The organism is Marinobacter maroccanus, assembly GCF_002933275.1.
GTDB classification, from domain to species: Bacteria; Pseudomonadota; Gammaproteobacteria; order Pseudomonadales; family Oleiphilaceae; genus Marinobacter; species Marinobacter maroccanus.
The window spans coordinates 280780-302010 of sequence record NZ_PSSX01000001.1; the positions used below are offsets into that span (position 1 = coordinate 280780).

Annotated in this window: 18 protein-coding genes; 7 read left to right on the forward strand and 11 right to left on the reverse strand. The window is 55.3% G+C overall.

The features are described from left to right. Positions 1-69: 69 nt before the first annotated feature. From KEHDKFFH_RS01305 to pilB, 10 genes are all read right to left on the reverse strand, one after another. Positions 70-2241, reverse strand: a complete 2172-nt coding sequence (locus KEHDKFFH_RS01305; RefSeq protein WP_104320245.1) for a hypothetical protein — start codon at positions 2239-2241, stop codon at positions 70-72. Between the two features lie 141 nt (positions 2242-2382). Then, positions 2383-2940, reverse strand: coding sequence for a YfaZ family outer membrane protein (locus tag KEHDKFFH_RS01310; protein WP_064228712.1), 558 nt, complete (start codon positions 2938-2940; stop codon positions 2383-2385). A gap of 112 nt (positions 2941-3052) precedes the next feature. Then, a complete protein-coding gene (yacG, locus tag KEHDKFFH_RS01315; RefSeq protein ID WP_008170214.1) occupies positions 3053-3241 on the reverse strand; it encodes a DNA gyrase inhibitor YacG in 189 nt (62 codons plus the stop codon). A gap of 62 nt (positions 3242-3303) precedes the next feature. Beyond that, positions 3304-5655, reverse strand: coding sequence for a response regulator (locus KEHDKFFH_RS01320; RefSeq protein ID WP_104320246.1), 2352 nt, complete (start codon positions 5653-5655; stop codon positions 3304-3306). A gap of 43 nt (positions 5656-5698) precedes the next feature. After that, complete coding sequence (gene tsaA / locus KEHDKFFH_RS01325; protein ID WP_104320247.1) at positions 5699-6442, reverse strand: tRNA (N6-threonylcarbamoyladenosine(37)-N6)-methyltransferase TrmO; 744 nt, start codon at positions 6440-6442, stop codon at positions 5699-5701. Next, the gene (locus KEHDKFFH_RS01330) at positions 6442-7536 is read right to left on the reverse strand and encodes a hypothetical protein (RefSeq protein ID WP_104320248.1); all 1095 of its coding nucleotides are present in this window, start codon (positions 7534-7536) and stop codon (positions 6442-6444) included. The genes tsaA and KEHDKFFH_RS01330 overlap by 1 nt, the downstream gene beginning before the upstream one ends. Then, entirely contained in the window at positions 7529-8128 is a 600-nt protein-coding gene (gene coaE, locus KEHDKFFH_RS01335) for a dephospho-CoA kinase (RefSeq protein WP_104320249.1), read from the reverse strand. The genes KEHDKFFH_RS01330 and coaE overlap by 8 nt, the downstream gene beginning before the upstream one ends. 173 nt (positions 8129-8301) lie before the next feature. Beyond that, entirely contained in the window at positions 8302-9177 is an 876-nt protein-coding gene (locus tag KEHDKFFH_RS01340) for a prepilin peptidase (protein ID WP_104320250.1), read from the reverse strand. After that, on the reverse strand, positions 9177-10397 hold the full coding sequence (locus KEHDKFFH_RS01345; protein WP_064228717.1) for a type II secretion system F family protein: 1221 nt from the start codon (positions 10395-10397) through the stop codon (positions 9177-9179). The genes KEHDKFFH_RS01340 and KEHDKFFH_RS01345 overlap by 1 nt, the downstream gene beginning before the upstream one ends. A gap of 2 nt (positions 10398-10399) precedes the next feature. Further along, complete coding sequence (gene pilB / locus KEHDKFFH_RS01350) at positions 10400-12118, reverse strand: type IV-A pilus assembly ATPase PilB (protein WP_104320251.1); 1719 nt, start codon at positions 12116-12118, stop codon at positions 10400-10402. A 386-nt stretch (positions 12119-12504) separates the two neighbouring features. Here pilB and KEHDKFFH_RS01355 point away from each other — a divergent pair, with 386 nt between their 5' ends. The 3 genes from KEHDKFFH_RS01355 (at position 12505) to KEHDKFFH_RS01365 (ending at position 15210) form a co-directional block, all read left to right on the forward strand. Continuing rightward, on the forward strand, positions 12505-13008 hold the full coding sequence (locus KEHDKFFH_RS01355; protein WP_104320252.1) for a pilin: 504 nt from the start codon (positions 12505-12507) through the stop codon (positions 13006-13008). Between the two features lie 227 nt (positions 13009-13235). Next, positions 13236-14663 carry an O-antigen ligase family protein gene (locus KEHDKFFH_RS01360; protein WP_158253173.1) on the forward strand — a complete coding sequence of 476 codons (1428 nt, stop codon included), beginning with the start codon at positions 13236-13238 and terminating at the stop codon, positions 14661-14663. Between the two features lie 103 nt (positions 14664-14766). Continuing rightward, positions 14767-15210, forward strand: a complete 444-nt coding sequence (locus KEHDKFFH_RS01365) for a pilin (RefSeq protein ID WP_064228998.1) — start codon at positions 14767-14769, stop codon at positions 15208-15210. Here the strand turns inward: KEHDKFFH_RS01365 and KEHDKFFH_RS01370 are convergent. Continuing rightward, a complete protein-coding gene (locus tag KEHDKFFH_RS01370) occupies positions 15207-16568 on the reverse strand; it encodes an MBL fold metallo-hydrolase (protein WP_104320254.1) in 1362 nt (453 codons plus the stop codon). The genes KEHDKFFH_RS01365 and KEHDKFFH_RS01370 overlap by 4 nt on opposite strands. Before the next feature lie 90 nt (positions 16569-16658). Here KEHDKFFH_RS01370 and cysQ point away from each other — a divergent pair, with 90 nt between their 5' ends. The 4 genes from cysQ (at position 16659) to KEHDKFFH_RS01390 (ending at position 21212) form a co-directional block, all read left to right on the forward strand. Continuing rightward, entirely contained in the window at positions 16659-17438 is a 780-nt protein-coding gene (gene cysQ, locus KEHDKFFH_RS01375; RefSeq protein ID WP_104320255.1) for a 3'(2'),5'-bisphosphate nucleotidase CysQ, read from the forward strand. Next, positions 17435-17914: a transcription/translation regulatory transformer protein RfaH gene (gene rfaH, locus KEHDKFFH_RS01380; protein ID WP_104320256.1), complete on the forward strand. Its 480-nt coding sequence runs from the start codon at positions 17435-17437 to the stop codon at positions 17912-17914. The genes cysQ and rfaH overlap by 4 nt, the downstream gene beginning before the upstream one ends. Before the next feature lie 443 nt (positions 17915-18357). Further along, positions 18358-19710, forward strand: a complete 1353-nt coding sequence (locus KEHDKFFH_RS01385; protein ID WP_146084187.1) for an undecaprenyl-phosphate glucose phosphotransferase — start codon at positions 18358-18360, stop codon at positions 19708-19710. Positions 19711-19733: 23 nt separating this feature from the next. Further along, positions 19734-21212: a capsule assembly Wzi family protein gene (locus KEHDKFFH_RS01390; RefSeq protein ID WP_104320258.1), complete on the forward strand. Its 1479-nt coding sequence runs from the start codon at positions 19734-19736 to the stop codon at positions 21210-21212. Positions 21213-21231 lie beyond the last annotated feature (19 nt).

Sequence of the window (21231 nt, forward strand, 5' to 3'; positions counted from 1 at the left end):
ATATGGCAAGAATTATAACAGGTTATACGAGAGCGTCTGCCTGTTGGGTTTTGTCCCCTGGTTCTGCGGTCAGGGCAGGCGGGTCGCAATGACCAGGCCGATCTGCTCCTCGTTGCCTTCGGTGGTCCGGAAGCGCAGGTAGAACTGATCCTGGCTGTCGGTATGAAAGCCCTCCAGTACGAGGTTCCCGGCGGTGAACTGCACCTGGCCATCGCCGGACTGACTGTAGGTCAGGGCGATGTCCGGCAGGTTCTCAAGAGCCGGCTTTGTAACCGTCTCGTTGGCGACGGAATGGGTACTGGTCAGGGCGACTGGTGAAAGCGTCGCGGCACTGGAGGAATCAATGGTCAGCAACGCATTGTCAAAATGCCGGATGCGGTTTGTATCCGGTGACAGGGCGAAGGCTATGCCCTGAAGCCGGAAATGACCCGTGGCGGGTGCACTGTTGCCGGTTTGCTCTGCCGCGATCAAAAGTCCGTCACCGAGGGGGCTGTCGTCCAGATTGAACGCCATCAGGGTGCCGTCCGGTGTGCTGGCGCCTACACCGATGTCTGGTTGCGAGAAATCACCGGATGCGGTGGTGATGTCCAGGTTCAGCCGGCCAATATCCACATCGCCTTTGCTGAGCCGCGAAGTTCGGTTGCTCAGGGTCCAGGATTCTGTTCGGGTGCCGGTGGGGTCCGTGGTGACATTGCCTGAGTTACCGCGTTGCACCGTTGTAAAGCTCTGTGATTGGCTGACCGTGCCGCCATTAATCTGCCATTGGCCCACGCCTGCTTCGATGGCCAGGGGCGTTGTCTCGCTGCTGAACCGGGTTCCGAGGTACAGGGTGTTGTATTCGCGCCCACTCAGAGCGTCCGCGTCGAAGCCTTCCTTGCGAAGCAGATTGATTTCAAGAACCGACAGATACTGGTCTTCCAGAGTAGCCAGCCGCCGCAACTGGTCGCCGTCAGCTTCCAGCTTGATAGCCTTGCCAGCACTGAAATAGCCGGTGATTACCCGGTCCGGGCCCGTGGTTTCATCCACGGGAGCGCTGGTGAAGGCATCCAGGTAGTAGGGATTGCGGGTCCAGCCAATGATTTTCGAGCTGCCACGGCCGGTAATGCTCTGGAACAGTGCCCGGCCGGCCAGCAAGCGGGTATCTTCCAGTAATGTGGCCGCCCCGGGTGAGGATGAGTGGGTGTTGCGTTCCCAGTCTTCGGAGCCACGCACGAAGAAATTGTTACCCTCCTGATGAATCAGGGCTTCCCGGTCGTAAGGGATATCGTTTGCCAGAGATGTAACGCGGATATTGAAAGCATCGAAACTGGTGAGCGTCAGGGCCGGGTAAACATAGCCGGTGCCGTTAACGTCCGTAAGCACCTCTTCCTGTGCGGTGCGAACGCCCCATTGTCCCGACCCACTGATGGAAGGCTCCAGAAACGTCTGCCCCAGCTCAATGCCCAGGAATACCGAGTTGTAGTCCGCGGAACTGGCGCTGATCTTGCCCGAGGAGGTCTCGTCCAGCACCGCGTAATCGGCCATGGCGCTCACGTACCGGGCGAAGTCTCCCCGGTTTTCCAGAACATCCAGGGCACCACCAAGCCCAACATTCGAAGGAATATCAATTTCAAAGTCGTGCACCTGATCGGCCAGGGTAGACCAGACATACTTGTTGAGGCACAGCTCGCCACCCTCATCGGCAACGCAATCCATAATGGTCTGGAACTCACCTGCCGTGTAGCTACTGAGAGTGTTGCGCACCAGATACTCGGAAAATGGGTTCACCTTCACATCCCGGTCGGCATCGGCGGCCAGGGCACGCATGCGGGTATTGCCGTAACTGGCATCAATAATCACATCCGGCCCCAGGGGCAGACCGTTGGTGAATTCGATAATGGTGAAGCCTTCGCTGTCGGTGCGGGTGGAAATCGCGGGTTCATCAAGCACAGACAGGGCCTGGTTGGTGTAGTAAACACTCACCCTGTCCGGCTGTACGATTCTCAGGTTGCGGCGGGTAGGCTCGCCCTCGCTGGTGACACCACCCGGTACTTCCATGGTCACCCGGACTTGATTGCTGGCAAGGCCACCGGCGTTGTTGGAATCGCCGGTGCTACCGGAGCTGAAATCATCAACCGGATTCTTGTTTCCAGCGAAGTCGTTGGGCTGGCTGGCCGCGCCCTCAATGGCGTCTTCGCCACTTCCGCATCCGGCGGTGAGCAACAGAGTTGAGGAGAGCAATAAACCGAGTGTGAAACGCATGCCTGGCCATCCGTGCAGAAAATACAGGCAAACAGTCTAACAGTCGGATTCTCGGGAAAGCGTGAGGAAAAGCACGAAAGGGTTATGGAGAGAACAGGAAACGGGCCTACAAGACGAGGCCCGTTTCGGAAAGGCCGGGAATCAGAAGAAAATCTTCATGCCCGCCATAACGCCTTCATCAAGGTTAACGTCTCGTGAGGAGTTCTCGATATCGGTGTTCAGATAACGGTAGCCGGCAAAGAGCTCGGCGTTACGGATAACGCGATAGCTGCCACGCAGCTCCAGGCTGGTCATATCGTCGGAATCGCCGAACGAGAGAATGCTCGGCGCGTAGTGCAGGCCACCGGTAAATGACAGGCCGGGCACATTCGGGATGTTCACGGTGGCGAAACCACCGAGACCCAGAGCTCCACCGTCGGCACGGCTCTGATCCCAGAAGATGCCACGCATACCGATGCCGGCAGTGGTCGGCAGGTTACCGATAGCAGTGCGGCCCTGGGCGTGGAAATCTGCGTTGAAGATGTCGCGGCCACCTTCGTGATAGGTGTAGCCGGTGCCAAGCTGGACATCATTGTTGGTGTTGAAGAAATTCACCTGGCCTTTCACCGAATCGTTGGTGAGGCTGAGGTCGACATCACCTGCAAAGGCAGGCGCGGCAGCCAGTGAGAGAACCATCAGGGAAATCCGGGACGCTTTCATATGTGTGCACCTTTGTTACGTTTTTAGCAGAATTGGCGGTATGTTAACGGGGTGTACCGGGCCACTCAACTTAAATGCCAGTAAGTCCCCGTTAACTTTCATTTTTCGCAGGTCAGTGCCGGGTGGTCTCGCCGCCCTGGTCCAGATCCTCTGGTGATGCGTTCTCTGCGGGTACCCGGTATTCCTCGTTGGCCCAGGCCCCCAGGTCGATCAGTTTGCAGCGCTCGGAACAGAAAGGGCGCCAGGGGTTGGTCTCGGTCCATTCCACGGACTTTTTACAGGTTGGGCATTCAACGTTCATGGTTGCCTTCGGGGTTTGGAAACGTGTCTGGATGTCTGTGCCCTGATTCAAGCAAACAGCTTTCAGGAGGCAGCAGACGCCTGACAATATTGTTCCAGTACTGCCCGCAGCATTTCAATATTGACAGGCTTGGCAACGAAAGAATCCATACCGCACCGGCGGCAGCGTTCCTCATCTTCTTCCATGGCACTGGCGGTCAGGGCGACCACGGGGATTCGCACGCGGTTGTGGGTTTTCTCCCACTCCCGGAGGCGGCGGGTGGCCTCAAAACCATCCACGCGGGGCATTACACAATCCATGAATACCAGATCGAAGGGATGCCACTGCCACAGGCTGGCTGCGGCCTCGCCGTCGTTGGCGGTCATCACGTCGCAGCCGAGCTTCTCGAGCAGTCGGCGAGTCAGGGTACGGTTAACTGGATTGTCCTCAACCAGCAACACCTTCATGCGGCCACAGGGAAGTTCCCGGCGCCGGGCCGTGTCGCTAACCGCCTGCAGGGAAAACCGGGTCAGGAAACGCCGTTCATCCTTGGCAGCATCGGCAAACAACTGGTTAAGAATGGGAGTCAGGCAGGATTCCCGCAGCGATTTGCTCAGGAAGGCATCGGCGCCGGCCTGCCGGAAATGCTCGGCATCGCCCCTTTGCGGGTTGGATGACAGAATCAGCAGGCGCATATCCGACCACAGCGGATTACTACGGATCTGCCGGCACAGCAGGTCGCTGTCCATATCCGGCACAAAACCGTCCAGGATAATCGCGTCGAAGGGCTGCTGGCCATCGAACGCCGTGCGCAGGGACGTCAGTGCTTCGCCGGCGGACTTCACCGCCTCAATGTGCACCTCGTGCCGGGACAGCATTTCCAGTGTGATCTTGCGGGACAGCTCATAGGAATCCACCACCAGAATCCTGCGATTCTTCACCATCCGGGTGTCCGGCCGAACCCGGGCAGCGTTCTCCGGGGCCACGGGCAGGGTCAGCTCCATCCAGAAAGTGGAGCCCTCGCCGGGGCGGCTTTCCAGATCCATAGAGCCGTCCATCAGGCCAACCAGCTGGCGGCAGATGGTCAGGCCCAGGCCGGCACCGGGTAACTGGCGCTGGAATTGCTGGCCAAGCTGCACATAGGGCTCGTAAACCAGGGGAACATCTTCCGGGTTAATTCCCACACCGGTATCTTCCACTGCGATCCGAAGGCGCGCCTTGTCGTCCCGGCGACCCAGCACCTCGATACTGATCAGCACATGGCCGGAATCGGTAAACTTAATGGCGTTTGAGGTGAGGTTCAGCAGGATCTGGCGGAGTCGCACCGGATCGCCCTTCAGGGCCCAGGGCAGGTTCTCGTCAATTCGAAGCTCCAGCGCCAGCCCCTTTTCCCGGGCGCGGGCGCCAAGCATGTGCACCAGATCATTCAGGGTTTCCCGAAGATCAAAGGGAATGTCGTCCAGTATCAGCTTACCGGCTTCCATGCTGGAAATATCCAGTAAGTCATTGATGATGGCAGAGAGGCTTTCGGAGGCACTCAGCAGCGTCTGCACATACTCCCGCTGCTCCTGATCCAGGGGCGTGTCGGTCAACAGGTTGGCGTAACCCAGCACGGATTGCAGCGGAATGCGCAGCTCGTGACTGACATTGGCCAGGAACTGATTCTTCGCGTGGTTGGCCCGCACCGCCTCGTCCCGCTCACCCTGGGACTGGATCGTGGTCTGGCGCAGGGAACGGGTGTCCTCGAGGATCTGCAGGCGCATCTTGTTCAGGGCCTGCTCCAGCTCCGAAAGCTCGTCCGGCGTTTTCCGGCTTTTGCGTTTGAGTTTCAGCGGGTCCACCAGCGCGTCCAGGTTCAGACGGGCGGCGTAATCGGCCATGGCTTCCAGGTGCCGGGATAGCGTCAGACGAACGATTACCAGCAGCCCCAGGGTGCCGAGCATGACCACAATGGACTGGAACAGCAGGTTCAGCAGGGCACGGTTGCGCAGATCTGTGTATATCTGGTCGATGGAGGAGGTAACCGTCAGTGTACCCACGTTCTCCGGGCTGCGGGTACTGGAACGGTCGAACACAAGCGGGAAAGTCTGGGAAAGCACCCGGCCCTCCGGATAGGTGCCGGTACTGAATGTTTCACCAGTGCTGGTCACCACCCGGCCATACTGGACAGCGGGTACCGCCTTCATATCATCCAGGCTGTTAGCCACCTCGCTGAAATTCATCAGCCAGATGTTGTTGCTCATACTCCCGGAAACCAGCTCCGCGGCTCGGGTCTGGTCGTTCAGAAGATCAGTCTTCCGCCGCTCGAATTCGCCGATCAGCTGAACGCCGGTTGCCACCAGAGACAGAAACAGACTGAACAGCAATACGTAGGCGAGCAACCTTGCCGCCAATGGCCGTATTCCCAATCGTTTGAAGAGCCGTTTTGAAGGCAAGGCACAAATTCCCTGTGTCGACTACAAAATCACCAAAAGCAGTTTAACAGACCGTCAGCACTTCGACACGTTTCCGTGAATGATCATTCACGAATCGAAATCGCACGTTCAGATCGTACAGATGCGCACCGTAAATGCGCTCTTCATCCCGCCCTCTGCGAAAGGAGGGGCGTGGATCGTATGCGACCACATCCTCGATCAGCGGGCGCAGTTCCGGATAGTCTTCCGATGAGAGCTGACGGATCTGCGTCTCCGCTTCCGGCAGAAAAACCACCTCCAGCCTTTCCGTGGGCGGAGAATCTGCCCAGCCCAGGGTGGCCTCGGGCACGGAATCGGCAAAGGGAAGGTAGGGTTTGATATCGAGGATCGGTGTGCCTTCGATCAGGTCATGATCGCTGATGCGGAGTATGAGTTCGCCATCTCTGCGAATCAGCCCCTCATTGCGCACCACCGACAGACCAAGACTGTTGGGTCGAAACGGTGAGCGGCTGGCAAACACCCCCATCTTGCGGTTGCCGCCCAGCCGGGGAGGGCGCACCACCGGCCGCCATTCAGCGCGTACAGCTTCGTGAAACTGGAAGGTCAGCCACAGGTGGCTGGCGGTCTCCAGCCCCCGGAACGCATCTTCCCGGTCAAACGGTGGCTGGATGATCAGGTCGGCCCGGGCATGACGGGTCAGCCCCGGTTGACGAGGCACCCCGAACTTGTCCTGAAAGCAGGAGCGTGTGACGGCAACTGGCGTAAGGGTAAGGGCCTCGGCCGCTGGCTTTGAGGGGTGTCTTGGCATTACAAACGATCATCCTCGATAGTACCGGAGAAAAACATCTCCACCCGGAACACCACAGAAGCCCGGTCTTTGAAACTTTCCTCCCGAGGGAATTCCAGAGCGGGAATTAGCTCCGCGTATAGCCAGTTGCTGTGCAGCCGGTAGCGAAATGTAAGATCCGTAAACGCGGAGGTGGTGCGCCAGGAAGGTTTGCTCTCCCCAAGCAGGCCCAGCCTCGGTGTTACAATCAGCCGGTTATTCATGCGCTTACGCATGCTGAAGATCTGGCCCGCCACAAATTCCTTGTCGTTGTGCACCCACTCCAGTTCCGAAGACGAGCGGAAATACCAGTCGTTGCCAACCGGGCGCCCAACGCCAATCCAGGTTCGCTCGCCCCAGCCGTCCTGATGAAAGTAGTAAAACCGCTGCTGAGCGTTCAGAATCCACTTGTCGTCCAGGCGCCAGCGTTTCTCCGCCGTTGCCCGCCAGAAGGCATCCGGAGGGAGCCGCAGGCGCACACCCACGTCGTTGGAGAAATTGATGGCATCGCCAATTTGGGTCAGGTAACGCAGCGCGCCCGTGGCCTCCGTATCGGAGCGTTCCGGCTCGGTAAGCTGCCGGTCCCGCTGGCGCTCCCCGAGAGGAATCAGGTCTTCGCTTTCGCTCTCAATAACGAGCCGCAGCTTTCGCTCGGTGGTAGGGATATCCAGCCGAAATCGAGCCTCCGGCTCAAACTGTGCCGGGTCTCCATATTCGGATTCCGTCGCAAAGCCAACCCGCAGATAGCTCTCATTATTGGGGAGGCTCTGGGCGCTGCCGGAAAGCGTCCGGTCTGCCCACTGGCCAACCGACTGGATCTTCTGCCCGTGAAGGCGCTCCTGCCGCAGCACCCAGTTGCTGAATTTGAGCCAGTAGGAATCCCGCCGATCCGCCCAGTATTCATCCGGCTCAAACGTGTAAAAGCCGATCGGAAGCTGGACCGGAGACAGAAGCTCAGCCACAGAGCGCTCCCGAATCTCAAACACCGGCTCGATGCTGTAGGTTGGGGAAGAGAGTGTCAGGACAAGTGCAGCCGCAAGACCTGCAAAACGAGAGCGGAAAAACCAATCAGCCAAATTCCACCAGCAACCTTTCATGCAGTTCCCGCACCTGACGCGTTACATCATCCAGAGGGCGGTCATTATCAATCACCTCATCGGCGCGCGCCAGCCGATCTTCACGGGACATCTGAGCCGCAATGATCCGTTCAACCTGCTCTTGGGAGTTGGTGTCCCGAGCCATGGTGCGTTCAAGTTGAACGTCCTTGGGCACGTCGATCACGATAATGCGGTCAACCAGCTCGTGTTGATCGGTCTCGAGGAGGAGAGGGGAGACCAGAAGCACATAGGGGAGCTGGTAGTTTTCCGGATTCAATTGCCGAATCAATTCCTCGCGGATGATCGGATGCAACAGCGACTCCAGCCAAACTCGCTCTTCCGGCTCCTGAAAGACAATTGTGCGAAGCTGCGCACGATCCAATGCACCCTCGGGCGTGAGAATCTCCTCCCCAAAGTGCTTGGCAATCTCAGCAAGCGCTGGCGTACCGGGCTCAACCACCTCCCGGGCAACATCATCGGCATCCACCCAGTGCACGCCAAGTTCGCCGAACAGGCGAGCGACCGTGGATTTTCCGGAACCAATCCCGCCGGTGAGGCCTATAACCGCCATTGAAACTCCGTGTTAGGATTATTTGTCGGATTACGCTTCGCTAATCCGACCTACAAAAGAAATGCTGCAAGTTCCGCGTAGGTCAGATTACCAGTAGGTCGGATTAGGCGAAGCCGTAATCCGACAACCAACCCCACGTAGGTCGGATTAGCGCAGCGTAATCCGACGCCCCACTAAACTCCGAGGAATCCGTACCAGAGCGCCTGAATCTCAGTCCCGAACCACAAACAGAGCAGCCCGGCAGTTGCCAGATACGGCCCAAACGGAATCGGTACCTCGCGCCCATGCTTCTTGAACACCATCAGGCTGATACCCACAACCGCCCCAACCAACGAGGAAAGCAGAATCACCGCCGGCAACAACTGCCACCCCAACCAGGCGCCGAGTGCGGCGAGCAACTTGAAGTCCCCGTGCCCCATGCCTTCCTTGCCGGTAACCAGCTTGAACAGCCAGTAAACAGACCACAACGAAAGATACCCGGCCACTGCACCCCAGAAAGCACTGTTGAAGTCCGTAAGCACACCAAAGTAATTCAGCACCAGGCCCAGCCACATCAAGGGCAGGGTGATGCTATCCGGCAGAAGCTGAGTGTCGAAATCAATCACGGTCAGGGCCACCAGAGCCCAAACCAGCAGAAGGGCCCAAAGCGCCGATTCGTTAGGCCCGATGACAGCAATGGTCACCACCGAGAAAATCGCGGTAACGGCTTCAATGATCGGATAACGGGGCGAGATAGGCGCCTTGCACGAAGCGCATTTGCCCCGAAGAACCAGCCAGCTGACCACAGGAATATTCTCCCAGGCCCGAATGCCATGGCCGCAGGAAGGGCAGGTGGAAGCCGGTTTGGAAAGCGTAATCCGGTCTTCTTCCTTACGCTGCTTCTCAGGCAGCTCCAGGAATTCCTCGCACTGGCAGCGCCAGTCCTGGTGCATCATTTTCGGCAGCCTCAGAATGACAACATTCAGGAAGCTGCCGATGCAGAGGGAGAAGAATATAACGGAAACGTAAAGAAGCCAGGTTGTCGTCAGGAATGTGTCTAGCGCCGGCATCAACCCACAACCTGACCCATCTGGAAGATCGGAAGGTACATGGCAATGATCAAACCACCTACCAGCACGCCCAAGACCGACATAATGATCGGCTCCATCAAGGCAGTAAGGTTATCGACCATATCGTCTACTACCGCCTCGTAGTGTTCCGCCACTTTGCCGAGCATCTCATCCAGATTACCGGATTCCTCGCCGATAGCGGTTAGCTGAACAGCCATTACCGGGAAGATATCCTGTTGGCGCATGGATGCCTGCAGTTGTGTGCCGCTGGCCACATCATTCTTAATCCGCTCGATAGCGTCGCGATAGACCGCATTGCCGGTAGCTCCGGCGACAGAATCCAGAGCATCCACCAAGGGCACACCGGCCGCAAAGGTTGTGGAAAGAACTCGGCCAAATTTCGCAACAGCACCCTTGTCGAGAATTTCGCCCACAACTGGAAGTTTAAGAACGTATTTATCCACCAGGTCAGAAAACTTTCTGGAGCGGTGTTTCGCTTCTTTGAAGAGGAAAATGGTGCCCACTATTCCAAGCAGAACAACAAACCACCAACTTTGCATCCATTCAGATAAGCCAACCACCATCTGTGTGAAAACAGGCAGTTCGGCCCCGAAGCCCTGGAATAGGCTCTCGAACTGAGGAACGACTTTAACAAGAAGAATCGCCGTAACAATGATCGCGACCACGATAATGGCCACAGGGTAAGTCATTGCTTTTTTGACTTTCTTCTTCAAAATTTCAGTCTTTTCCAGGTAGGTTGCGATCCGGTCCAGCATGGCCTCAAGTGCACCGGCCTTCTCACCTGAATCGACGAGGTTGCAGTAGAGATCATCGAAATGCCGCGGGTACTTGCGAAGCGCGCCGGCAAAGCTCGTACCTGAAGAAATGTCATTCCGAATACCCATCACCAGTTCTTGAAGGCCCTTGTTCTCAAGGCCATCGGCAACAATATCGAAACTCTGAACCAGCGGCACACCCGCTTTCATCATTGTGGCCAGTTGGCGGGTGAGCATGGCAATATCGAAGGGAGTGATTTTCTTGCTGCCGCCGAACAAGGGCTTGGGCTTTTTCTTCACCTTGTCTGGAATAATGCCCTGCTTGCGCAGCTGCGCTTTCACCAGCGCAAGATTAGAACCGGTGAGTTCACCTTTGGATTTATTACCCTTACGGTCCTTGCCTTCCCAAATGTACGATTCCAGCTTTTGTGCTTTCTCTGCCATGCTTAATCCTTCGTCACGCGATTGGCTTCCTCAAGGCTTGTCACGCCCTCGATCACTTTCATGAGTGCGGACTGTCGCAAGTTGCGGAAGCCTTCTGCCTGAGCCTGCTTTGCAATTTTGATGGAGCTGGCTTCTTCCATAATCATGTTCGCCAGCTCGTCTGTAATCTTGACCACCTCGTAGATACCAACGCGGCCCTTATATCCTCCATTGCATTTATCACAGCCCTTGGGGCGGTACAACGTGAAGCCTGTATCAATTTGTTCCTGTGTGAACCCCTCCTCCAAAAGCACGTCTTTGGGAACATCGAAGGCTTGCTTACAGGAATTGCAGAGCCGCCGGCCCAGGCGCTGGGCAATAATCAGGCTTACGGAGGTAGCGATGTTGAACGAAGGCACGCCCATGTTCATCATCCGGGTGAGTGTTTCGGCTGCACTGTTGGTATGCAGGGTTGAAAGAACCAGGTGGCCAGTCTGCGCAGCCTTGATAGCAATATTGGCCGTTTCAAGATCCCGAATCTCACCCACCATGATCACATCGGGGTCCTGGCGTAGGAAGGCTCTCAGGGCCTCCGCGAAACCTAGCCCGACCCTTGTGTTCACGTTTACCTGGTTGATGCCCTCCAGGTTGATTTCCGCCGGGTCTTCAGCAGTGGAAATATTGATGCCCGGCGTATTCAGGATGTTCAGGCCGGTGTAAAGGGAAACGGTCTTACCAGAACCGGTAGGGCCCGTTACCAGAATCATGCCCTGGGGTTGAGCTAGGGCATCCATATAGAGTTTCTTCTGGTCTTCCTCGTACCCGAGCACGTCGATGCCCAGTTTTGCCTGGCTCGGGTCCAGAATCCGAAGCACGATCTTTTCACCCCACAAAGTAGGGAGCGTATTCACCCGAAAATCGATGGCCTTGGTTTTGGATAGCTTCATCTTGATGCGGCCATCCTGGGGCACTCGACGCTCGGAAATATCGAGCTGCGACATAATCTTCACGCGGGCGGAGATCTTCGGTGCAAGCTTGATAGAGGGTCGAGAAACTTCCTTGAGAATGCCATCCGTGCGGTAGCGCACGCGGTAGATCTTCTCGTAAGGTTCAAAGTGGATATCCGACGCGCCACCGCGAATGGCATCAAGCAACATCTTGTTCACATATTTTACGATTGGAGCGTCATCGACATCGCTGGCAGTTACGGCGCCATCGTCATCTTCCTGCTCGCCACCTTCCGTTTCGACCCCTTCAAGGTCAGCATCGTTAAGATCGCCCATCGTCGTGTCATGGGATTCCAGATACTTGTCGATGGCCTCCCGCAATTTTGCGTCGTCTACCAGAATGGCATCTGTGCTAAGGCCGGTATTAAACTTGATCTCATCCAGTGCCTGGATGTTGGTCGGGTCCGAAACCGCAATAAACAGTCGGTTCCCTCGTTTATACAAGGGAAGCGCATTGTGTTTGCGGATCAGCTTTTCGTCCACCACCTTGTCCGGCATCATCTCCGGCGTAAATGCCGAGAGGTCCAGTACTGAAACCCCGAACTCCATCGCTGCGGAAAAAGCAAGCTTCGAGCTATCCGCCAGGTTGTTCTGGGTCAGGTAGGTGATGAGTGGAATACGATTCTGCGAAGCCTGGAGGAATGCGTCCTTGGCGGTGGCTTCATCAAGAAGCCCATCATCTACGAAGCGCCTGGCCAGCCCGGTTAGAGTCACGTTGGTTTTGTTGGTAGACATAAATCGATTAAAAAAAGCTGCCTAAGTTGCTGAATCGGGTGTTTTGTCAATGCCACTGAGTTTAGATGTCTGGTGTTGGTTTGGAAAGGCGCTTTCTGTATTCATTGAGTGACGATTATCTGGAATGAATCAATCAAGCGCTCCTCGGAACTGACAAAAATCGTCACCTGGTGACGTATCCTGTCGCTGCGGATCCGTTTCCATAGGGTCATGTTCGGCGACACTGGGGAGCGTAGAGGACTGAAAATAAAGCCTTAAAGCAGTAAGTTTCAAAACTGGCACGCCAGCTGCTTTGAATCGCTCAGGCTCAAAGACCGGTCGCGGGGCACGGCTCCACCGGGCCCGGGCCATTGAGAGTTGATAACCGTCAAACACAGAGGTCGACAATGAAGAATATTCAAATCAACCACGCCCAGAAGGGTTTCACGCTGATCGAACTGATGATCGTAGTTGCGATCATCGGTATCCTGGCTGCTGTTGCTATTCCTCAGTACCAGGACTACACCGCCCGTACACAGGTATCCCGCTTGGTGGGTGAGCTTAACGCTCTGAAATCCAACGCCGAAAGCATCTTTAATAGCGGTGGCGTTGTTGCCAACGAAGATGATCTTACCGTCAATCCGCGCGAAATCGGCATTGGCTGGACTGGTTCTAACCTCGTCGCCGGCGCAAACACTGCTCCTAACTTTGGTTTGACCATCAACGACGGCAACCTTGCGACCTTGTCCTGGGAAGCCACAATGGGCACCGATGCCTCTACAGCAGTACGTGGTGCGGTTGTCACTGTATCTCGTAGTGCAAACGGCGCGTACACCTGCACCATCACTGCCCCTGCAGCAGGTGGCGGCTGGAAAGACAGCTACGCACCTGCAGGCTGCCCGGTATCCTAATGTAGGATAGCTGAGAAGTAGTCTCCGCCACGATTCGCCAGAATCAGCGCGGAAGGTGAGAAAGCCCGGGTCTACGGCCCCGGGCTTTTTTGTTACGAAGAACGCTACATTAGTTGATTCGGGTTGGGTTCTATCAACCGATTAGCTGGAGGACCAAAAAGTTGAGAGCCAATCAGGTGGTGTCTGTAGTGGCTGGGTGCGCAGTAATCCTCTGTATGTGTGTCGTGATGTTTGCGGATTTTCTCCCCACCTACGGGGGGGCGTACGCGGATCAGCGCTTTCTTTTGGTGGGTTTAGCTGGTTTTCTCTCCTGCGCGGCCACTATTTGGTTCCTATTCAAAGGATTACCGTCGGCTAAGCTCTCGCAACACTTGTTACCTGCGATTGCGTTTATTCTCGGCTTTTCTGTTCTTTCGCTTGGTTTCATTGAAAAGAATTACGCTTTTGTGGAAGCAGGCCTCTACTCGTTTTATTTCGCTGCAATTGTATTTTCGGGGCTGGTTCTGGCTATGCAGGGGCTGGTCCATCGCTACCTCGAGATTTTCGTTTCCGTTGCTGCCGGTTCGTGCTTTCTCTATGGCGCCATGTCGGTCAATGTGTACCTGTTTGCGTTGGCCGATGGCCAGTCAGAACTTTCAGATCTGATTCCATGGGGCTTCGTGAATATTCGGTACTGGAGTCATGTGGCCACCTGGCTTTTGCCAATTTTGCCGCTCGCCGCTCTTATTGGCCCACTGCGAGATTACCGGCTTTGGCGCTCCTTGGTCGCTATTGGGGCAGGGCTCTGGTGGTGGATCATTCTGTTGTCTGCTTCCAGAGGAACGATGGTGGGTGTTGCGAGCGGTGTACTCTTTGTAACACTGTGTTTTGGGCGTCACAGCTGGCCCTGGTTGCGACAATTCACCATTTATCTCCTTGCTGGGATAGTGATCTGGTTGGTCCTTTCTGTGTTCGTGCCATCAGTACTGTTTGGTGAATCAGAGTTGGGTTCGGTCAGCGCAACCAGCTCTGGAAGGTTGCCCCTTTTTATCGAGGCTTGGCACATGAGCTTGCAGCATTTTCCATTTGGTATGGGGCCCCAATCGTGGTTGACCCACGATATCCTCACTGAGGAGTATTCAGCAAGCCGTAAGTTTGGGCATCCGCATAACATGTATCTGATGTGGGCTGCCGAGTATGGGTGGCTGCTGGTCTTCCTGCTCGCCATATTTGCGGTTCAGTGCACTTTCCTTTTCTGGAAGCGCCGAAGCACCTTGCTTTTGGAAGGCAAAACAAAAGATATCAATGTGTTGTGTGGCGTTGTTGCCTCCGTGATTGGAGCGCTGGTACACGCGGGCGTGTCCGCAGTATTCATAGCGCCGGGGTCAATGTTGGTTGGAGTGTTGGTACTGGCCGGCTTCTGGGCGTTAATTGTCCCGTGCGGTTTGTTTGAAGTGCGAGGCGCACAAACGAACCCAAAATCGTATGGGAGACTTGTGGTTACAGTCTTTTTGGCGCCATTGATTGTCCTGCTTTGGCTTTTATGGCTGGGCCAAGTGCACGCCTATTATGTCGATATGAGGACCGATGAGATTTACTACAAAGAGGAGCTAAGGCAGCCCACAATGCCGCGCTTCTGGTTTCATGGAAATTTTCCTCGAACTGACTCTCCGTAAGTCCAGTCTGGATGCGAAGAAAGAGAATCTTTTCCGATTTGCCAACGCTTTGGTCCAATCTTTGCTCCGTTAAAGATGTCGTAGAGTCTGTGGAATACAAGGCATGTCTGCAAAAAATCGTGGTTTTACCCTTATTGAACTCATGATCGTTGTTGCGATCATAGGGATTCTTGCGTCCTTTGCGTTGCCAGCCTACCAGGGGCACGTGATGCAATCTCAAATTAATCAGGCGCTTGGGGAACTAGCCGCCTACAAGTCGGCCGTGGAGGAGCGCCTTGTCCGGAACGGTACGCTCGCAAACTCCGATATCGGTTATTCCCCTTCACCCTTAACTACGGGTACCCCGGCGACTGATATAGCAGTGTTAAATCCTGACGGTTCTGGGCACCTCCAGGTGACCATGGGCGGCAATGCACACGGCGACCTTTCGGGGTTGGTGTTGAGGCTCGAACGCACGGTCAACGGAACCTGGAATTGTGTGGTTGATACAAGCGGTGCCTCAAACTGGAGAGACAGGTATAGCCCATTAGGTTGTACTGTTATTTAAACCTCCACTTCTTCAAACAGTTCAGGCACCTCTGCATCCCAGCCGAATTTTTCGCAAATCCGCTTGCGCATTACGTCACTCGCAACCAGCTCGCCGTGAGTGACGTACACCTTCTCCGGCTTAAGTGAACCTTGCTCCAGCCAGGTTAGAATCTCGTTGTAATCACCATGGGCGGAGAGAGAGTCGAGGTTATGAATTTCGGCTTTCACCGGCCAGTACTCGCCATGAATCTTCACCGATTCCGCACCATTCACTAACGCATCACCACGAGTACCCGGTGCCTGGAAGCCCGCAAAAACTATGCTGTTTCGAGGATTCGGTAGCAGCGTTTTCAGGTGGTGCAGCACCCGCCCACCACTGGCCATCCCGCTGGCAGAAATAATCACGCAGGGATAGCGCACCGCGTCCAGTTTGATCGATTCTTCCACCTTGCGAACAAACTGGGTTTTCTCATCAATCAGCTCACACTGGGCCGCATTCAGCTTGTGTTCCTTATGGTGCTTGCAGAAAATCTCTGTAGCCTTGATGGCCATCGGGCTGTTCAGGAACACGGGAAGCTTGGGGATCTTCCCGTCTCCCATAATCTTGTGTATCACATAAAGCAGCATCTGCGCCCGGCCAACGGCGAACGCCGGTAAAAGCACAATGCCGCCGCGCCCGGCGGTTTTCGTGATGATTTCGGCCAGCTCCGCTTCCGGATCTGTTTCACCATGGGCGCGATCCCCGTAGGTTGATTCGCACACCAGCACGTCGGCTTTCTGCAGCGGCTCCGGCGGCCGCATGATGATGTCGTTTTGTCGCCCCACGTCCCCGCTGAACACAACCGTTCTGTCTGCGCCCTTGTGATGAACGTGCACACAGGATGATCCCAGAATATGGCCTGCCGGAGTAAAGGTTACCTGGAACCCTTTCACCGGCTCGAACGTCTCATGGTAGTGCAGGGACTCAAAATGTTTGAGCGCTTCCCAAGCGTCTTTCTCGGTAAACAGCGGCTCCGGCTTCTCGTGCTTTGAGAACTTCTTGCGGAAGGCGTATTTTGCATCCTCCTCCTGCAGGAAGCCGGCGTCCGGTAGCAGTACCTTGCACAGTTCATGGGTGGCCTTGGTGCAGTATACCTTGCCTTTGAAGCCGTTTTTTACGAGGGCTGGCAGGTAACCCGAGTGGTCAATATGAGCGTGGGTAAGCACCACCGCATCGATGGTGGAAGGATCCACCGGAAACTTCGCCCAGTTTCGCCGGCGCAGGGTTTTAACGCCTTGGTACATGCCGCAGTCCACCAGCACCCGGTGCTTATCATCCGAGAGCAGGTAGCGGGAGCCGGTGACTGTGCCTGTGCCGCCAAGGAAGCGAAGTTTCATAGAGGCGTCCTTCTGGTTCTTTGTTAAGGGAGTGTTACTATTACCCATCATAGTTCATAACGTTTTGATCTGAAGCAGGAAGCGAATCGCATGCATTACAGCTCCGTTCTCCCGGATGTCATCAAGGTAGCAGACGAAGCCAGCGAAAAAGTGCTGCATATCTACCAGTCTGATTTCAAGGTGAGCTACAAAGCAGACGATTCTCCGATCACGGCCGCAGACACCGCCGCCCACGACATCATCACCCACGGGCTGCGCAGAATTAGCCGGGATATACCCATCCTTTCGGAAGAGGGGAAGGATATCCCCTGGGAAGAGCGCAAACACTGGCGCCGGTTCTGGCTGGTGGACCCTGTCGACGGTACCAAGGACTTCACTCAACGCACCGGCGAGTTCACCGTCAACATCGCCATGATTGAGGACGGTGAGCCGGTTATGGGTGTGGTCATCGCTCCGGCCCTGAAAGAAGCTTATTGGGGGGTGGTAGGTGAGGGTGCCCACATGCGTGATCGAACTGGCAAAGTTCACCGAATTCGGGTGGCAGAACCCAAGGTGGTCAAGCGCGTAGTGGCCAGCAAAAATCACCTTAATAAGGAAACGAAAGCTTTCATTGAGGAAAAGCTAGGTGAGCATGAGCTGATTCAGGCGGGAAGCTCCCTCAAATTCTGCCGAATTGCCGAAGGCCATGCCGACATCTATCCCCGCCTGGGGCCTACCTGTGAGTGGGATACGGGTGCTGCTCAGGCCGTTTTGATGGCGGCTGGCGGAAAAGTGGAAACGCTTGATGGCATGCCATTGAAATACGGTAAACAAGATGTGTTAAATCCGTATTTCGTAGCATCGGGAAGCTGGTACAGTCTCCGGCCATGACCTGGTACGCACTTCAACACAAGCCCGCTCAGGGCGACCGAGCTCTTCAGCACCTACAGAATCAGGACATTGCCTGCTTCTACCCGAAAATCAGTGTTGAGGAAATCAAGGGCGGAAAGCGCTCGAAGAAACTGGAGCCGCTGTTTCCCGGTTATCTGTTCGTAAATCTTGAGCAGAGCGATCCAATGTGGTCGAAGCTCCGGTCTACCCGGGGGGTTCTTCGTGTTGTGGGCTTCGCCAACAAACCTGCACCCATCAGAGATGCTGTGATTCAGCACATAAAAGAGAGCCTGGACTCGGTGGCAGAGCTGGGTGGCATAAAGCCAGGCCAGGCAGTGCAATTGAATGAAGGGCCGTTTGAGGGCATTAATGCCATCTTCCAGTCCTACGACGGCGAGGCGCGTGCAATCGTGCTGATAAACTTTATGCAAAAGCAACAAATGGTAAGGGTTCCTGTCTCTGCTCTAAAAAGGTGAGATAACCTGAAAAAACACCTTCCTTCCCGCTGCGGTGGCTGGCAATAATTGCATCTTCAACTCTTTAACAATTCTTTACTGCCGCAAGTCCCTGAAACCATAGTGTCAGACTTTTTGTCACTTGCTTGTCACAGGCGATGACGTAGAATCGTCACGCTTCTGAAACAGAACATTCATCTACCGACAGGGATACAGTTGGGATTCAGTTGTTCCCTCCCTTTTGCCTGTTTCCTGTCATTTTTCAGATAATCTAATTTTGACCTTAAAACACTGGGCCCTGGTCGGTGGGGCGGTAGCGTGCTTGAGAGATTCCAGCTTAAATGAATGACATGTCCCGAATTCAACCTCCTGTTGAGGCCTTGAACAGAGTGTCGCTTAACAAGAGAACTCACGAGTTTCCTCTCGCGCCACAGGCGAGTGGCCGCGTTCAGTTTGCCTTTTGGATGCAATGGGCTGTAGCCACGTTCATTCAGTGCAGCCTGCTCATCTGGCTTGCGGTTGAAAAAACAGGGAGCGATGTAGCTTCGCACTACAGAATGCTGGCAGTAGTTTCTTCGTTGCTCGCCATTCCTCTTTTCGCTGTCTTCCGCGCTTACAGTATTCGTAGTGGCTATCTGGTGGGTATCGCCAGGATTCTTGCCGCCTGGTCGACGCTGGTGGCCATGCTCGCATTCATTGCGTTCGTAACCAAAACCAGTGAAAGCTATTCCAGGGAAGTCATATTGCAGTGGGTAGCAGCAGGCTTCGGGCTCCAGGCGCTGGCGTTCGTACCAGTACACAAGATTGTTCGTAGAATGGACAAGCGCCACCGCTTTGCGAATGCTTCAGTGATTATAGGCTGTGGCGACATTGCACTTACGTTGGCAACCAAGCTTCGTCACGAGCGCAAGGAAAGTATGTTGGGCATGGTTTGCCTGGACGACGAAGACCCTCACAACGGTAACGCCGAGACCCCTTATTATCCGACTCTGGGAACGGTCAGCCAGTTAAGGTCGATTCTTCGCGATAACCGTGTCAACCGCGTCTACATCGCGTTGCCCGCCAAGGAAACGGACCAGATTGAAGGCCTTTATGTTGACCTTCTCGATGCCAGCGTTGATGTGGTCTGGGTGCCCGATTTTGCCAATCTCAAGCTGCTGAACCACAGTATCTACAACCTGGGTGGAATGCCGGCAATCAACCTGAACGAAAGCCCGCTAACATCCTACCCGGGCAGCGCCTTCCTGAAGTCCATCATGGACAGAACCTGTGCGCTTCTTGGTATTCTATTGCTCAGCCCACTTTTGTTGGGTGTCGCCATTGCAGTGAAACTCAGCTCGCCGGGCCCTGTGCTGTTCCGCCAAAAGCGCCATGGCTGGAACGGCAACATTATCGAAGTTCTGAAGTTCCGCTCAATGCGTATGCACGATGATCAGAAAGTAAAGCAGGCCACCAAGGACGATCCCCGGGTAACGCCGGTTGGAAGATTCCTGCGCCGCTCCTCAATCGATGAGCTGCCGCAGCTATTCAATGTGCTAAAAGGGGATATGTCCCTCGTCGGCCCCAGGCCGCATGCTATTGCCCATAATGACTACTATTCCGATAAAATAATTGCCTACATGGCGCGGCACCGCATCAAACCGGGAATAACCGGGCTGGCACAGATAAGCGGATACCGCGGAGAAACAGAAACCATCGACAAGATGCAGAAGCGGGTAGAGCTCGACCTTGATTACATCAACCACTGGAGCTTGTGGCTGGACGTCAAGATTCTCATCAAAACGCCGCTAACACTGATCTCGAAAGACATCTATTAACCAGACCTTTTCGGCTTGAATCAATGCGACGTGTAATAACAATACTGTCTGCGGGTGTGTTTCTGGCAGCCCCGTTGCAAGCTTTTGCCGCCCCCTGGCTTGGGCCCGGAGACGCGCGGGCGCGCCACTCCATCCAGAAACTGTCCGACCGTGGTCACCTCGATGCATCCACAACCACCTGGCCAATCAATTGGGCAGATCTGGAGCAGGGGCTGGATGAAAGCAGTGACAGCTCGGTGGCCACTCAGCGCGCCTATTTGGGGTTTGAGAGGGAACAGCAGGCGGAAACTGGTTTCCGTGGAGAACTGAAGCTTGAGGGCGCCAACGATCCAGCCTTCCTCCGTGGCTTCCACGATCTGCCCCGGGAGGAAGGCCAGCTTACCGCAACGCTTCAATGGCAGGGCGAAGCCTGGGCAGCAGGGATTTCACCATCGGCAGTCGCAGATCCTGGCGATGGCAAGGAGTTCAGGCTTGATGGCTCTTACGTTGCCGCAACCGCAGGGAACTGGGTGCTCGGTGTTGGGGCTATCGACCGGTGGTGGGGCCCGGGCTGGCAATCCACCATGATTCTCTCTAACAACGCCAGGCCCATTCCAGCCGTATGGATTGACAGAAAAAGCAGCCTGGCACCGGAATCGGACCTGCTCTCATGGATCGGCCCCTGGAAGTTGAACCTGTTTCTGGGGCAGCTGGAAGAAGAACGCACCATTCCCGACGCCAAAATGATCGGTATGAGGGTAACCTTTGTACCCATTGAGCGGCTCGAAATCGGGCTTTCCCGAACCATTATTTTCGGTGGTGAGGGCAGGCCCGAGGGGCTCTCTACAATATGGGATGCACTTATCGGCCAAGACAACACTGTTGCCGGAGAGTCCACGCAGGACGATCCCAGCAATCAGTTAGCAACCATCGACGCCCGGTACGGCTTCCCCCTGGGTGAACAAACCATGGGGCTATACGCCCAGATGATGGGCGAAGACGAAGCGGGTTACTTGCCTTCCCGTAAATCATGGCTCTTTGGCGTAGACTGGACAAGCCAGTTGCTCCGTTCGGATCAACAATGGTTTGTCGAATTTACCAACACTTTGGCGGAGGACCTGCTGGGTGACCCTCGTGCGGATTACGCGTACGATCATTTTTTATACACCACGGGTTACCAATACTATGGCAGAGCGATAGGCTCCACCTTCGATGCAGACGCCGAAGCCCTGTCTCTGGGCCTGCTGAATTTCCTGCCGGACGGAAGTAACCTGACAGCTACATTGACCTACGCCAACCTCAACAAAGACGGCGGTAACCGTGTGAGCCAGCCCGACGACGAGGTTTTTTACAACGTACCGGATGGCGCTCAGAAAGTTGCGATAGCCAATCTCGGTTACGGCAACGAAGTGCTCGGTGGGTGGCTGGATCTGAACCTTCAACTGACCGACAAAGAAATTCAACTTCTGGGCGGGGAAAAGGACCGTTGGTCCCTCTCCGCTTCCTGGAAGTACCGCTTCTAATTCAAATTCTATAGGCCCG

Coding starts and splice junctions, on each gene's coding strand:
- KEHDKFFH_RS01305 (WP_104320245.1), bottom strand. CDS start 2,241: ATGCGTTTCACACTCGGTTTATTGCTCTCCTCAACTCTGTTGCTCACC.
- KEHDKFFH_RS01310 (WP_064228712.1), bottom strand. CDS start 2,940: ATGAAAGCGTCCCGGATTTCCCTGATGGTTCTCTCACTGGCTGCCGCG.
- yacG (WP_008170214.1), bottom strand. CDS start 3,241: ATGAACGTTGAATGCCCAACCTGTAAAAAGTCCGTGGAATGGACCGAG.
- tsaA (WP_104320247.1), bottom strand. CDS start 6,442: ATGCCAAGACACCCCTCAAAGCCAGCGGCCGAGGCCCTTACCCTTACG.
- coaE (WP_104320249.1), bottom strand. CDS start 8,128: ATGGCGGTTATAGGCCTCACCGGCGGGATTGGTTCCGGAAAATCCACG.
- KEHDKFFH_RS01340 (WP_104320250.1), bottom strand. CDS start 9,177: ATGCCGGCGCTAGACACATTCCTGACGACAACCTGGCTTCTTTACGTT.
- KEHDKFFH_RS01345 (WP_064228717.1), bottom strand. CDS start 10,397: ATGGCAGAGAAAGCACAAAAGCTGGAATCGTACATTTGGGAAGGCAAG.
- pilB (WP_104320251.1), bottom strand. CDS start 12,118: ATGTCTACCAACAAAACCAACGTGACTCTAACCGGGCTGGCCAGGCGC.
- KEHDKFFH_RS01355 (WP_104320252.1), top strand. CDS start 12,505: ATGAAGAATATTCAAATCAACCACGCCCAGAAGGGTTTCACGCTGATC.
- KEHDKFFH_RS01360 (WP_158253173.1), top strand. CDS start 13,236: ATGTTTGCGGATTTTCTCCCCACCTACGGGGGGGCGTACGCGGATCAG.
- KEHDKFFH_RS01365 (WP_064228998.1), top strand. CDS start 14,767: ATGTCTGCAAAAAATCGTGGTTTTACCCTTATTGAACTCATGATCGTT.
- KEHDKFFH_RS01370 (WP_104320254.1), bottom strand. CDS start 16,568: ATGAAACTTCGCTTCCTTGGCGGCACAGGCACAGTCACCGGCTCCCGC.
- cysQ (WP_104320255.1), top strand. CDS start 16,659: ATGCATTACAGCTCCGTTCTCCCGGATGTCATCAAGGTAGCAGACGAA.
- rfaH (WP_104320256.1), top strand. CDS start 17,435: ATGACCTGGTACGCACTTCAACACAAGCCCGCTCAGGGCGACCGAGCT.
- KEHDKFFH_RS01385 (WP_146084187.1), top strand. CDS start 18,358: ATGCAATGGGCTGTAGCCACGTTCATTCAGTGCAGCCTGCTCATCTGG.
- KEHDKFFH_RS01390 (WP_104320258.1), top strand. CDS start 19,734: ATGCGACGTGTAATAACAATACTGTCTGCGGGTGTGTTTCTGGCAGCC.